This window comes from Prosthecobacter sp. SYSU 5D2 (genome assembly GCF_039655865.1).
Taxonomy (GTDB): Bacteria; Verrucomicrobiota; Verrucomicrobiia; order Verrucomicrobiales; family Verrucomicrobiaceae; genus Prosthecobacter.
In genome coordinates this window covers 57,511-70,174 of sequence record NZ_JBBYXL010000012.1, presented here as the reverse complement: position 1 = coordinate 70,174, position 12,664 = coordinate 57,511, and the positions used below count along the sequence as shown (strand labels likewise).

The following is a 12,664-nucleotide window of genomic DNA, read 5'->3' as shown; positions in this document are numbered from 1 at the left end:
GCATCAGGGTGCTGGAGGAAAATTCTGCGCCAGCCTGGCCCCTTGCAACCAGGCGGCTTCCACCCGCGATGCCTCAAGCGCATCGCCACAGAAATGGAGTCCACGCGGCAACGACGGTATTTTTACAGCTTCGGCCACACGGGCATACCGCCAGCGGTGGGTGACATGGGCTTCGAACTGATTTTTGGGCAGCTCCCACAGGGCCTCCAATTGGCCCTTTAACCATTCTGACCACGTTTCAGGAGGTTGCTCCAGGTGCTCGCGGCTGAAAGCTTCGGAGGCATGGGCCACCATTACGGTACAGCCTTCAATGATGCGGCCTTCCTTGTGGTTTTCGCAGGCTGACCAGGCGAGGTCATCTGCGGGCCTGCCGGTGATGTCATAATATTCACCCGTCATTCCAAGGTGATCCCCCCGATACAGGGCCACCATGGCCAGGCAGGGAATGTAGCTGTCTGGAACGGCTGGCTGCCCAAATATCCGCATCGTCTGCGGCAGGGGGGCGGTGCTGACCACTTGGTTGAAAAGTTCTCCTTGGACCTGCCAGCCCCTTTCGGCTGGCAGGACCGCTTCCACGGTCTGTTCAAAGCGGATGTCCAGCCCGGTTGCCAGATCGCGGCAGAGATGGCTGTTGCCCTGCAAATGGTAAAAGCGCTCTGTCGTTGAAGTCTGTCCGTTTTCCAGATGATGCACCGGTGCAGGGATGGTTCGCAGAGCATCGCCACAGCCTTCGGTGACTGTTTGACGGAATGCCGCATCACGCATCGTAAAATATTGTGCACCATGATCCACCCGGCAGCCCATCCATCGCTTGGTCGCGCAGCGTCCGCCAAATCCCCGGGACTTTTCGAAAACCGTGACCTGGTTTCCTTGCTGGCTCAGGTTTCTGGCGCTGGCGATGCCCGCCAACCCGGCACCGATGATGGCAATTTTTTGCATGGCGACTTTACGCGCATGGAAATGAAAACAGCTCGATTTGTTTTGGGGTTTGCCGCGACTGCTTAGTTTTAAACAAAAACGCCCTCTCTCCACGGGGGAAAGAGGGCGCTAAATGTCAGATGATTCAGCCGAGCTTGGCACCCAGCTTGGTCAGCATGGACTCCAGCATGCGGCCATACTTCACGTAGCTGTCATACTGCTCCTTGGCCTTCTGCTCAGGGGAGAGGTCATCGGCAGCTCCGGCACCGTGGAAGACGACGGCAACATGGGGCTCGATGCTGATGTAGCCTTCGTAACCGGTCTCCACCAGGTCCTTCATGATGCGCTCGGTCTGGCCTTCACCTTCGCCGGGGAAGGTGTAAACGGCGTCATTCTTGACCTTGTCCCAGATGCCGTCTTTGACGTGCACATGAGCCATGAAGGGCTTGATGGCCTGGTACATTTCCCAGGCGTCCTGCTTGTGGCCGGGGCGGTCACGGTCGTCAATGAAGACCGGGTTGCCGGTGTCGAAGACCCATTTCATTCCGGGCACGGCCTCGGCCATGCGCTGCACATAGGTGGGGCTCATGCCTCCCCAGTTCATGCAGTTTTCGTGGACGACAGTCAGGCCGGCATCGGCAAAACGCTGGTTGATATCCTTCATGCGCTTGATGCGCTCCGGGGCGAACTGCTCTTCCAGGTCCTTGCCGGAATCATCCTTGCAGACGGCATAGGACATGACTCGGATGAGCTTGGCGCCCAGGGTCTGCATACGCGGGATGGCACGGTTGATCTCAGCTTCGGTGACGCTGAAATCGTCGGTGATCTTTTTGGCCCAGTTGCCGATGAGCGAGCCGAAGCCGCTGATCTTCATGTTCTTTTCGGCGAGGTGAGCGACGACTTTTTCGAACACGGCGTCCGGGATTTCATGAAGGTTGCCTTTCACGCCGTCAAATTCCACGCCGCGGCACTCAATGCTGTCCCAGCCGAGTTCCTGATGGGCCTGGATCTGCACGTCCAGGGACGCGCCTGCTTCATCTGCAATGCCGGTAAGTTTGATCATGGTTGTATATAAGGACTTTCAGTTAAACGGACCGCTTTCTTAGAGCCGGATTGGGCCGATGGCAAGCGAGGGTCACGATACGGAAGCGGCTCGGAGCCATCCTTTCGTGCGGAAAAGGCTGGAATAAAATTGTTAAGGCTTTGTAAATCCCTTCTCGCTTAACGGATTGCGCCTTTACAATTGGGGAGATGCCAGCAGAACCGCCAGCCCCTTCAGATGCCCTGACCCGCATCCTGGTGATTGATGATGACCGCAAGCTCTGCGGGCTGATCCGCGACTATCTGGAGCCGCTGGGCTATACGGTGGCGATGGAGCACCGGGGGCCGGAGGGCGCGGAGCGGGCGATGGCGGAGCCGTGGCATGCGGTGATCCTGGACCTGATGCTTCCAGGCTGTGATGGGTTCGAAGTGCTCCGACGGGTCAGGGTAAAATCCCAGGTACCCATTCTGATGCTGACAGCACGTGGAGATGAGACTGACCGCATTGTGGGTCTTGAGACCGGTGCGGATGACTATCTGCCAAAAACGTTTTCTGCCCGGGAACTCCTGGCCCGGCTGCGGGCCGTGACGCGGCGGGCGACCTTGAATCAAGCGGTCAAAGTGCCGCAGGAACAGCTGGTCAGCGAACTCGTTGCGGGCACTGTGAAGCTGAACCTGGATGTGAGGGAGGCCTCTTTAAACGACCGTCCGCTGAGCCTGACGCCGGTGGAATTTGACATCCTGGCGGCCCTGATGAAGTCACGGGGGCGGATCCGCAGCCGGGAGGAGCTGATCGAATCCCTGCGTGACCGGCAGTATGATGTTTATGACCGCAGCATTGATGTCCACATCGCCGCACTGAGAAGAAAACTGGGCGACGATGCCCATGAACCGCGGTTCATCCGCACGGTGCGCAGTGCGGGTTATGTATTTGTCCACCCTTTGGCCAAGACCCCTTCCTAAATCCCACTTCTCACCGCTTTGCACCTGTCTGCCCTCAAGCTCCGTTCGCTGAACCTCTACACCCGCATCCTTCTATGGTTGCTGGTGAACGTGGCGGTTCTGGGGGTGGTTTTTATCCTGGTGCTGAACTGGCAGTTTCGTGAAGGATTGCAGGGTGCTCTGGGGGGCATCGCCGGTGACCGGCTGCAGGTGATCGGCCAGGATCTGAACAACACCTTAAGCGCGACCCCGGAGGAGGAATGGACGGATGTCATCCGGTCCCTGGCAGCCGAGTATGATGCCCAGGTGGCGCTGGTGTCCCCGCCCGACCGCATCGTGGCGGGGGATGCAATGGTGCTGCCTGAAGAACTGCAAAAGCAGCTCCGTGGCATGAACCCAGAAGGGCAGCGAAGGCCTCCGCCACCGGCGGGGGTGCCGCCTCCGCTCCGCGATGGGGAACGGCCTTCGCCGCCCCCGTGGGAAGAGGTTGAGGCTTATATTTTGGGTGAAGATCTGCTGGCGGACGATGATCGCCCAGCCCGCCCGTCAGCGGAGCGGGAAGGCCGCAGAGGTCCTTCCCGTTTTGGCACGTTTTTGCTGCGGGCCGGGGAGCCGCCGCTTTATTATGCCGGGGTGCGCCTGCCACCGCCCACCAGCCAGAGCCGGCGGGAGGGGCCCATGACGCTGATCATTGCCACGGATTCAATAACCGGCGGCGGGTTGTTTTTTGATACAGGCCCGTGGCTGTGGAGCATCTTCGGCGCGATGGCCATCTCCGCTCTGCTGTGGCTGCCCTTTGTGAAAAACATCACCGGCAGCATCCGGGCGAACATGGAGGCCACGGAGCAGATCTCCAAGGGCCGGTTTGAGGTGCGCGTGCCGGATGACCGGGGGGATGAGCTGGGACGGCTGGGGAATGCGGTGAACCAGATGGCTGTGCAACTGGATGGCCTGGTGCGCGGGCAAAAGCGATTTCTGGGAGATGTGGCCCATGAGCTTTGCGGCCCCATTTCCCGCATGGAAATGAGCCTGGGCATCCTGGAGCCGCGCCTGGACGGGGGGGAGGCCTTTCGCCTGGCGGATGTGCGTGATGAACTGCGCCAGATATCCGCGCTGGTGGATGAGCTGCTCTCCTTTTCCAAAGCCGCCCTGGGCCAGAACGGCAAGAAACCGGAAGCCGTGAACCTTTTACCTATCCTGGAGGGTGCGGTGCATCTGGAAGGCGTGCCGGAGGGCCAATGCCAGATGCAAGTGCCTTCCGGGATGCAGGTGAAGGCGGTGACGGACCTCCTCCGCAGGGCCGTGGGCAACATCCTGCGAAATGCCCAACTTCACGCCCCAGGTTCAGCGATTGAAATCCGGGCGACGCAGTCCAAGGGGGTGGTCATCGTGACGCTGGCGGACAGTGGCCCCGGCGTACCTGCGGAGAGTCTGCCGCGTCTTTTTGAGCCCTTTTACCGGGTGGATGTGGCGCGGGCCCGCGAGACCGGCGGCACGGGTCTGGGGCTTTCCATTGTGAAAACCTGTGTGGAAGGCTGCGGTGGCAGCGTCAGCGCCCAGAACCGGGCACCGCATGGATTGATTGTCTCGATTGAGCTTCCTTGTGCTTGACCAATAAAGGCTCAGAGAACAACATTGTCATTACCACCCCATGAATACCAAGCTAACCCTCGCTGCCATCGCAGCCGTCTTTGCCGTATCCACCGCCTCCGCCCAGGAAGGTGCCGTGGACTTTGAAAAGCAGATCCTGCCCGTCCTCAAGGAGCAGTGCTTTAGCTGCCATGAAAAGGAAAAGGAAGTGGATGGCCGCATGAAGAAACCCAAAGGCGGCCTCCGTCTGGACGGTGCTGCCCACATCATGAAGGGCGGCAAGGAGTATCCCGAGGAGAACGTCGTGGCCGGAAAGCCCGACGCAAGCTGGCTGCTGAAGACCATGGCCCTGCCAGACACGGACGAGTATGCCATGCCCCCTGAAGGCAAAGGCGATCGCGTGAGCGCCGAAAACCAGGCTCTGATCAAAAAATGGATCGAGTCCGGTGCCTCCTTTGGCAGCTGGAAGGGCGTGGAAGATTAATTCCCCGTGACTTTTGAAAAGCCCTTCTCTGCATGATGCGGAGAGGGGCTTTTTTTAGGCCTTGATCAACTGCCAGCGCGCGCGGTGAATAGTGCGCCCATGTTCCAGCCAGTGGCTTTCAAAGTCTGTCACGGGATAGAAGAAGGCCGCCTCAGGCCACTCCTGCTGGACAAACTCGGAGCGGGTCGCAAAACTGGCCAGCGCGTCTTCGTAATACACGCGGTCATCGGTCTTGAGCAGAAACTCTCCTCCGGGCATCAGGATGCGCGCCAGACCGTCCAGGAAATCTTTCTGGTTCACCAGGCGGCGGGCGGCGTGTTTTTTCTTCGGCCAGGGGTCCGGGCAGAGCAGGTGGAGGCGCGTCACTGAAGAGGTGGGTAGCAGCCAGGCCACGGTGTAGGCGCTTTCCAGCCGCATCACTTTCGCGTTGGTCAGGCCGGCACGGTCAATCTTGCGGCTGGTCTTCGAAACACGGCCCAGCATCCGTTCGATGCCCAGGAAGTCCCGGTCAGGATTCTCCCCCGCCATGCCCACCAAAAACGTGCCGTCTCCGCAGCCCAGCTCCACCTCCAGGGGGCGGGCGGGGTCACCAAAAATCTCTTTGGATTGCAATTCTCGAAAATAATCAGGCGGGATAAAGAGGGACATTACGATGTTAATTCAGCAGTGACTTTGACCGTCGCGCAACGTAATCCGTACAATGGTGGCATTTGTCACCGTTTCAGAGAACCTGAGATCCATCCCATTACCATGAACCGCCGCCATTTTATCACCACCACCGGGGCTGCTTTTGCGGGCTCGCTCATCACCACCGGAGCCCAGGCCGCCAGCGTCATCTCTCTGGAGCAAGCCCCGCTGCCGTATCCCTCCGCTGCGCTGGAGCCGCACATTGACTCCGCCACCATGGACATCCATTTTGGCAAGCACCATGTGGCCTACATCACCAACCTGACCAAGGCCCTGGAAGGCACCAAGCTGAAGGGTGACGATGTGGTGAAGCTGATTTCCGACCTTTCCAAGGTGCCGGAAGAAGCCCGCATGGCCGTGCGCAACAACGGCGGTGGTCACGTGAACCACACCTGGTTCTGGCAGTGGATGGCCCCTGCTGGCAGCGGTGCCAAAGGCCCCGAAGGCAAGCTGGGAGATGCCATCCAGAGCACGTTCGGCAGCGTGGATGACTTCAAGAAGCTCTTTGGCGAAGCCGGCACCAAGCGCTTCGGCTCCGGCTGGGCGTGGCTCATTGTCAAGGCGGACGGCAAGCTGGCCGTGACCTCCACCCCCAACCAGGACAATCCGCTCATGAAAGGTGTGGTGCCCGATGCCGAAATGGGCAAGCCCATCCTCGGCCTGGATGTCTGGGAGCATGCCTACTACCTCAAATATCAGAACAAGCGCCCTGACTACATCACCGCCTGGTGGAATGTGGTGAACTGGGATGCCGTGGCCAAAGGTTACGAAGCAGCCAAGGCCTGATCCGTATGGCTGCCGCGTTGATCGAGGTCAAGCTCCTGGAGCTGGCGCAGTTGTTCAATTCCATGGACCCCTCGCCGTTTCATGAGCGTGATCTCGATCACGATGCGGAAGAGTTCATTGTCAGCTGGGCACAGGAGCACCCCCGGCATGAAGATCTGCTGCTCGTCGTCCATCTGCCGCAGGCTCTGGCCGGGCAGGATGCTTCGCCCCTCTCGGTTCAGGATTCCGTCAGGCATTACTTCGCTTATCGCGCCGAGATACACTGGCGGGAGTTCAGGCAGCTCATGAGAGAGGGCCGGGTCTCTCTGGCCGTGGGTATCGGATTTTTGCTTCTCTGTCAGCTTGGCATCTGGCTGGTAGATCCGCATGTGCGCGGTGGCGGGTCATCCGCGCAGGAGGTCCTGCCCCTTTCTTCCTGGCGTCATGCCAGCTCCTTTTTCACCGAAGGCCTCACCATCGCCGGCTGGGTGGCCATGTGGCGGCCCATTGAAATTTATCTCTACCGCTGGTGGCCGCTGCTTTCCAGGCGTCGCCTTTATCAAAGACTCAGCCGCATGAGCGTGGAAGTCCGCTGCTCAGCTTAAGCCATTGAATTTTAAACCAACCTCCAATAGTCTGTTCATCATGAAACGTCTCTCTTTCCTCATCGCCCTCTGCACCCTGCCCGTCCTGGCTTTTGCCGCAGATAAAGTCAAAGACGTGGATGCCGAAAAGGCCGCCAAACTCATCGCTGATGGCAAGGTCACCGTCCTGGATGTTCGCAGCGAGGATGAATTTAAAGAAGGTCACATCAAAGGCGCGACCAACGCAGATGTCCTGGAGAATGACTTTGCCAAAAAGCTGGAGTCCATTGACAAGACGAAACCTGTCCTCGTCCATTGCCAGGCCGGTGGCCGCAGCACCCGCTCCCTGCCCAAGCTGGAGCAGGCCGGATTCACCGAAATCTACCACCTGAAAAGCGGCATGGCCGGCTGGATCGAGGCGGGTAAGCCGGTGGAGAAGTAGTGAAGGGTGCGGCTTTAGCCGCTGCGTTTTCCCAGTATCCCCATCACCACCATCCCCAGCAGCAGGCCGCTGGAACAAACCAGCCAGAAATTGATGGTCGTATCAGCCATGCCGTGGTGCAGGTTCATACCGAAGACGCTGGCCAGCGCCGTCAGGGGTAGGAACATCGCTGCCAGAAGGTTCAGCCGGTGGGCTGTGGCGGCCATCTGGCGGGCGCTCACGGCCTGGGCTTCCGCCTGGCGGGCCACGGTGAAATTCAGGCCAAACTGGGCGTCCTGCAGGAGCAACTCTGCATTACGTTCGATCCCCGCCGCCTGGTCGCGCATGTTGATGAGTTCGCGCTCGGTTTTCACCAGCTCACGGGCCTGTTGCAGGGCCCGGTGCAGGCCACGGCTGGTTCTTAAAACCGGGCCTAATTTTTCCAAAACATCATGGTACTCGGTGGCCAGGCGTGCCCGGTTTTCCTCTTCTTCCAACGCCGTTAGCGTGGTGTCAAAGAGGCGCAGGTGATCACTGAGTCCGGTCAGGCCGTTGCCTTGGAGATTGGTCTTCCACTCGCCTTCCGGGCTGCGCCAGAAGAGGGCGGGCTTGCGCTGATGGTCGTCCGGCCCCGGCAACTGGTGCAGGATGATGAGCAGGTGGCCGTCCTCTAGCATCGCCCGTTGAGGTCCCGGTTCACGGCCCAGGCGGCTACGGATGGATTCGGGCAGGGTCCACAGCTTCGGGAGAATGCTGGCATCGGATTTCATAATCGGAACGGAGCTTAGCGAATGTCTCGGGGCAGGGGAATACAATTTCCGGTCAAGATTCGCCCCGGTCAGCGGCGGCAGGCGTAGAGGATTGCCATGCGCAACCTTGTCATCATTCTGGGAGATCAGCTCGACTCTAAATCGGCCGCCCTGGATGGGTTTGATCCGCAGCAGGACTGTGTGTGGATGGCGGAAGTGGCGCGTGAATCTACCAAGGTCTGGGTGCACAAAGCACGCATCGTCACCTTCCTGGCGGCCATGCGGCACTTTGCAGAGGATCTGAAAAAGGCGGGCCTGCCGGTGGACTACCGGCGGCTGGAGGATCCGCAAAACCAGGGGGATTTCATCGTGGAACTGGAGGCTGCCGTGAAGAGGCTGAAGCCGGAAAAACTCATCATGGTGGAAGCCGGAGAATGGCAGGTGCGGGAGGATTTTCGCGATGCGGCCAGGCGGTTGAAGCTGGAGCTGGATGAGCGCGAAGACAGGCATTTCCTGGCCACCCACGCCGATTTTGAAAAGCATGCCAAGGGCCGCAAGCAGCTCCGCATGGAATACTTTTACCGGGAGATGCGCGTAAACCACGGCATCCTGATGGAAGGGGGCAAACCAGTTGGCGGAGACTGGAATTTCGACAGTGAAAACCGCAAAAGTTTTCCCAAAGGCGGCCCGCCTGAGCATGCGACTCCGCACGCATTTCCGCAGGATGCCATCACGCAAGAGGTTATCCAGATCGTGGAGGCCACGTTTCCAGATCACCCCGGCAGTCTGGCGGACTTTGACTGGCCGGTCACGGCTGAAGGTGCGCAGCAGGCGCTGGAGGATTTTATCGCCCACCGGCTGGCGGAATTTGGCGAGTATCAGGATGCGATGTGGACGCAGGAGCCGTGGCTTTTTCACAGCCGCCTCAGTGCGGCGATGAACCTGAAGCTGCTGGATCCGCGTGAGGTTATTGCCGCCGCTGAAAAAGCGTTTCACAACGGCCACGCACCCCTGGCTGCGGTGGAGGGTTTTATCCGCCAAATCCTCGGCTGGCGGGAGTATGTGCGGGCCATCTACTGGCGGTACATGCCCGGCTATGTGGAGATGAACGAACTCCAGGCGCAGCAGCCTCTGCCGAAGTTTTACTGGACCGGCGAGACGGACATGAACTGCCTGCGCGATGCCCTTGGACAGACGCTGCGCTATGGCTATGCGCATCACATCCAGCGGCTGATGGTGACGGGTTTGTTTTCCTTGTTGTTAGGTGTGAGGCCTCAGGAGGTGCATGAATGGTACCTGGCTGTGTATGTGGATGCGGTGGAGTGGGTGGAGCTGCCGAACACGCTCGGCATGTCCCAGCACGGAGACGGCGGCCTCATGGCCAGCAAGCCCTACATCGCCTCCGGCAAATACATCCAGCGCATGTCCAATTATTGTGCCGGATGTCGATATGATCCCGGCCAGTCCACAGGGGAGAATGCCTGCCCCTTCACCACCCTGTATTGGGATTTCCTGATCCGCCATGAGCCGCGTCTCAAGATGAATCAGCGCATGTCCCTGCAGGTGCGCAACCTCTCCCGGCTGGGTGATGACCAAAAGTGGGAGATCCAGGAACAGGCCCAGTCCATCCGCGCCAGCCTGGCGTAAATGATACCACTTATGTCCACAGCTCCCCGCGTCTGGTTCATTACCGGTTGTTCATCAGGCTTCGGCCAGGCCATCGCCGAGGCCGCTCTCCTCGCCGGAGATCAGGTCATTGCTACCGCCCGCAAGGTGGCGGATCTTGAGATGCTGGAGCACATCGGTGCAGGCCGCTGCCTCATTCTGCCGCTGGATGTCACCGATGCCGCAAAAGTCACCGCCACCCTGGCCGAGGCCCACGCACATTGGGGCAGCCTGGATGTCATCGTCAACAATGCCGGATACGGTCTGCTGGGTGCCATCGAAGACTGCGAGGAAGACCAGATCCGCTGCAATTTTGAAACCAATTTCTTTGGTCCCCTCAATGTCATCCGGGCGGCCCTGCCGTATCTGCGTAACCAAAAGCGTGGTCACATCATCAACATCAGCGCTGCCGCTGCCATCGCCAATTATCCCGGCTTCGGCATCTATGGTGCTGCCAAGGGCGCCCTGGAAACCCTAAGCGAAAGCTTGCGGTTGGAAACCGCCGCCCACGGCATCAAGGTGACCCTGGTCCAGCCGGGCCCGTTTCGCACCCGCTTCATCGGGAAAGGCATGGACCGTGCCCCGGCCTCCGAGGCCTATGCAGGCAGCGCTGGCAAGTTTGCCACCTACCTGGAAAAAGTGGATGGCAAGCAACCCGGCGACCCCGAACGCGCCGCCGCCCTCATCGTTAAAATGGTCCACGACGGCCAGTCCCCGCTGCGCCTCCCGCTAGGCAAGTATGCCGTGAAAAAAGTCCGCGACACCGCCGCCTCCCGCCTGCGCGAACTGGAGGCCTGGGAACAGGCGGCAGGCGAGACGGATGGGCCGGGATAACGCTGAAAGCATTCTCGACAAAGCCCTGGCTTTGATGCGAGATAGTCATGAATGAACTCGACTCGATTCCGCCGGGCCTGCGTCCGTTCATGCCGTTATGCGGCCTGGACGGTCATGATTACCGTTACACCGGTGGCCGCTCTTTATCTATATCTGGACTGGCGTGCGGAGAAGCGCTGGTCTGAAAGTGTTGCGATGCTAAAACGGGAAGGGGAGACCCTCTCGCTGATGGATTTGATGCCGCCAAGGTTACCCGAGTCCGAGAACTTCGCCGCCTTGCCCGAATTGCGTGGCATCAATATCATCGAGGAGGGTGATGATAAAAAGGGAGCCTCAGGAGCCAAACGGCAGGCCTTGCTCGACCTAATGAGTGGCCTGGAAAAGATCACTCCCAGAATGTACCAAGGAATTACTTTGGGGAGATCACCCGACTGGTCGGAAATCATGGCAGAGTTGAAAACAGCCAGCTTTATCACCGATCTGCCTCCGATGGGGAAAGAAACGGAGGCCTTCAAGTTTGCTATCGAGACAAGAAATCCATTGCTCAAAGTGCTTTCGGAGGCATCCAGCTCCTATCAGGATGCCGAGTGGGTGCCGGCCATGAGGGATCAAATACTGCCCAAGCATCTGGCGGCGCTCCACGTGCCTCATTATAATGCAATCAAGATGACATGTCAGGCTTTGAATTTGCATGCCATAGCCGCTGCAGAATCAGGGAAAGCCAGTGCAGCTCTTGACGATTATCGGACGATTTCATTGCTGTCCAAGGCCTTGGTCCGCGAGCCTTTGATGACAGGACATTTGCTATCACTATTGAACAATCGGAATGGATTGGAAATTGTTTGGTGTCTATTGAAGCAGCGGAGGCTCCAAGAATCCGGCTTGGCTGATCTGCATGCTGTGCTTTCCACATTTCGGCCTGAGCAATCTTTCCAGCTCGGTTTGCGGGGGGAGTTGATTACTGGAGTCAATAATTTGGACGCGCTGGCGACTGATCCGGATGGGAATGGGCTCTATGCTTTAGCCGGAATGAATGTAAAAAATGGGGACATACGCTCCTGGATTGGACGCGCAGTGCCAGACAGCTTTTTTACTGAAAGTCGCGCGGCTTTTGTAGAACTACACATGGATCACTTCATGCTCCCAATGAAAAGAGGAGGGACCTGGGATGTCGTTCGACAAAAAGATACACTCTTCGAAGCGCTTGGCAGAGGCGGGCTGTATGACCCGCCTTTTGAGCGCTTTCTTGCTCGTCTGTTCCTTCCTCTTTTTATAACGGCCGCAGAACGTACCCTTCATGTGGAGGCGATGCGACAGCAGGCGATTGTCGCATGCGCTCTTGAGCGTTTCTTGATTGCAAATGGGCGTTACCCGGAACACCTAGATGAGCTGGTTCCGCAATTTTTGGCATCCGTCCCACTGGATCCGGTGGATCAGCTTCCCCTTCGTTACCGTCAGGGAGACTCTGGTCGCTATCGCATCTGGTGTGTGGGCATGGATGGTGTAGATAACGACGGGCAGGTAAACCTTGGGCCTGGCGATAATCCGGAATCCATTTTGAGCAAACCACACTATCAGGGCGACTGGACCTGGCAATACGACCCGGTCCCCCACCTCCCGACACCTTCCAGACTTTCGCCGCCTCTCGGCGGTCTTCCTCAGGGCGACTGGACCTGGCAATACGACCCGGCCCCCCAACTCCAGATACCTTCCGGACTTTCGCCGCCTCTCGGCGGTCTTCCGCCTCCATCGGAGCCTTTGGGAAACTGAACTCCGGCTTTTTCACAGTTGGCGTCTGACGGGAGTGTGATAATTTGATCCATGATCACTGCTGGCCGTGCACATCGGCCCTCACCCCCCGCCGCCAGGGCATTGCGGAGTCACCGCATTTGCAAAATGGCGACCAACTGGTCTCCGGTGGTTGAAGAAAATGACTGCCGGATGCTCAATCCAGCCCAAAATCATTCCGAAAACCACCCTTTGG

13 protein-coding genes are annotated in these 12,664 nt (G+C 58.8%); 9 read left to right on the top strand and 4 right to left on the bottom strand.

The annotated features are described in order from the left end of the window. Positions 1-3: 3 nt before the first annotated feature. Positions 4-939 carry an FAD-dependent oxidoreductase gene (locus tag WJU23_RS19580; protein ID WP_346334311.1) on the bottom strand — a complete coding sequence of 312 codons (936 nt, stop codon included), beginning with the start codon at positions 937-939 and terminating at the stop codon, positions 4-6. A 124-nt stretch (positions 940-1,063) separates the two neighbouring features. Further along, positions 1,064-1,981, bottom strand: coding sequence for a TIM barrel protein (locus WJU23_RS19575; RefSeq protein WP_346334310.1), 918 nt, complete (start codon positions 1,979-1,981; stop codon positions 1,064-1,066). A 188-nt stretch (positions 1,982-2,169) separates the two neighbouring features. Here WJU23_RS19575 and WJU23_RS19570 point away from each other — a divergent pair, with 188 nt between their 5' ends. From WJU23_RS19570 to WJU23_RS19560, 3 genes are read left to right on the top strand one after another with little or no spacing between them, the layout of a single operon-like run. After that, a complete protein-coding gene (locus WJU23_RS19570) occupies positions 2,170-2,922 on the top strand; it encodes a response regulator transcription factor (protein WP_346334309.1) in 753 nt (250 codons plus the stop codon). Positions 2,923-2,940: 18 nt separating this feature from the next. Beyond that, complete coding sequence (locus tag WJU23_RS19565) at positions 2,941-4,512, top strand: HAMP domain-containing sensor histidine kinase (RefSeq protein ID WP_346334308.1); 1,572 nt, start codon at positions 2,941-2,943, stop codon at positions 4,510-4,512. Between the two features lie 40 nt (positions 4,513-4,552). Next, complete coding sequence (locus WJU23_RS19560; protein WP_346334307.1) at positions 4,553-4,975, top strand: c-type cytochrome domain-containing protein; 423 nt, start codon at positions 4,553-4,555, stop codon at positions 4,973-4,975. A 54-nt stretch (positions 4,976-5,029) separates the two neighbouring features. Here WJU23_RS19560 and trmB read toward each other — a convergent pair whose 3' ends face one another. Next, the gene (gene trmB / locus WJU23_RS19555; RefSeq protein ID WP_346334306.1) at positions 5,030-5,623 is read right to left on the bottom strand and encodes a tRNA (guanosine(46)-N7)-methyltransferase TrmB; all 594 of its coding nucleotides are present in this window, start codon (positions 5,621-5,623) and stop codon (positions 5,030-5,032) included. Between the two features lie 102 nt (positions 5,624-5,725). On the opposite strand from trmB, the gene WJU23_RS19550 reads away from it, so the two are divergent. Genes WJU23_RS19550 through WJU23_RS19540 form a run of 3 tightly spaced genes read left to right on the top strand, consistent with a single transcriptional unit; the run spans position 5,726 to position 7,453 of the window. Beyond that, a complete protein-coding gene (locus WJU23_RS19550; protein WP_346334305.1) occupies positions 5,726-6,448 on the top strand; it encodes a superoxide dismutase in 723 nt (240 codons plus the stop codon). Between the two features lie 5 nt (positions 6,449-6,453). Next, positions 6,454-7,032 (top strand): hypothetical protein, encoded by a 579-nt coding sequence (locus tag WJU23_RS19545; protein ID WP_346334304.1) that lies wholly within the window; start codon positions 6,454-6,456, stop codon positions 7,030-7,032. Between the two features lie 40 nt (positions 7,033-7,072). Further along, positions 7,073-7,453, top strand: coding sequence for a rhodanese-like domain-containing protein (locus tag WJU23_RS19540; protein ID WP_346334303.1), 381 nt, complete (start codon positions 7,073-7,075; stop codon positions 7,451-7,453). 14 nt (positions 7,454-7,467) lie between these two features. Here the strand turns inward: WJU23_RS19540 and WJU23_RS19535 are convergent, their stop codons facing one another. Further along, positions 7,468-8,202, bottom strand: coding sequence for a CorA family divalent cation transporter (locus tag WJU23_RS19535; RefSeq protein ID WP_346334302.1), 735 nt, complete (start codon positions 8,200-8,202; stop codon positions 7,468-7,470). A gap of 96 nt (positions 8,203-8,298) precedes the next feature. Between WJU23_RS19535 and WJU23_RS19530 the strand changes: the two genes are divergently transcribed. The 3 genes from WJU23_RS19530 (at position 8,299) to WJU23_RS19520 (ending at position 12,450) form a co-directional block, all read left to right on the top strand. Beyond that, the gene (locus WJU23_RS19530) at positions 8,299-9,828 is read left to right on the top strand and encodes a cryptochrome/photolyase family protein (protein ID WP_346334301.1); all 1,530 of its coding nucleotides are present in this window, start codon (positions 8,299-8,301) and stop codon (positions 9,826-9,828) included. A 12-nt stretch (positions 9,829-9,840) separates the two neighbouring features. Beyond that, the gene (locus tag WJU23_RS19525) at positions 9,841-10,680 is read left to right on the top strand and encodes an SDR family NAD(P)-dependent oxidoreductase (RefSeq protein WP_346334300.1); all 840 of its coding nucleotides are present in this window, start codon (positions 9,841-9,843) and stop codon (positions 10,678-10,680) included. A gap of 114 nt (positions 10,681-10,794) precedes the next feature. Continuing rightward, positions 10,795-12,450 (top strand): hypothetical protein, encoded by a 1,656-nt coding sequence (locus WJU23_RS19520; protein WP_346334299.1) that lies wholly within the window; start codon positions 10,795-10,797, stop codon positions 12,448-12,450. Positions 12,451-12,664 lie beyond the last annotated feature (214 nt).

What these genes read in the sequence shown, in the direction of transcription:
- WJU23_RS19580 (WP_346334311.1), bottom strand. Translation starts at nt 939, where the DNA reads ATGCAAAAAATTGCCATCATCGGTGCCGGGTTGGCGGGCATCGCCAGC.
- WJU23_RS19575 (WP_346334310.1), bottom strand. Translation starts at nt 1,981, where the DNA reads ATGATCAAACTTACCGGCATTGCAGATGAAGCAGGCGCGTCCCTGGAC.
- WJU23_RS19570 (WP_346334309.1), top strand. Translation starts at nt 2,170, where the DNA reads ATGCCAGCAGAACCGCCAGCCCCTTCAGATGCCCTGACCCGCATCCTG.
- WJU23_RS19560 (WP_346334307.1), top strand. Translation starts at nt 4,553, where the DNA reads ATGAATACCAAGCTAACCCTCGCTGCCATCGCAGCCGTCTTTGCCGTA.
- trmB (WP_346334306.1), bottom strand. Translation starts at nt 5,623, where the DNA reads ATGTCCCTCTTTATCCCGCCTGATTATTTTCGAGAATTGCAATCCAAA.
- WJU23_RS19550 (WP_346334305.1), top strand. Translation starts at nt 5,726, where the DNA reads ATGAACCGCCGCCATTTTATCACCACCACCGGGGCTGCTTTTGCGGGC.
- WJU23_RS19545 (WP_346334304.1), top strand. Translation starts at nt 6,454, where the DNA reads ATGGCTGCCGCGTTGATCGAGGTCAAGCTCCTGGAGCTGGCGCAGTTG.
- WJU23_RS19540 (WP_346334303.1), top strand. Translation starts at nt 7,073, where the DNA reads ATGAAACGTCTCTCTTTCCTCATCGCCCTCTGCACCCTGCCCGTCCTG.
- WJU23_RS19535 (WP_346334302.1), bottom strand. Translation starts at nt 8,202, where the DNA reads ATGAAATCCGATGCCAGCATTCTCCCGAAGCTGTGGACCCTGCCCGAA.
- WJU23_RS19530 (WP_346334301.1), top strand. Translation starts at nt 8,299, where the DNA reads ATGCGCAACCTTGTCATCATTCTGGGAGATCAGCTCGACTCTAAATCG.
- WJU23_RS19525 (WP_346334300.1), top strand. Translation starts at nt 9,841, where the DNA reads ATGTCCACAGCTCCCCGCGTCTGGTTCATTACCGGTTGTTCATCAGGC.
- WJU23_RS19520 (WP_346334299.1), top strand. Translation starts at nt 10,795, where the DNA reads ATGATTACCGTTACACCGGTGGCCGCTCTTTATCTATATCTGGACTGG.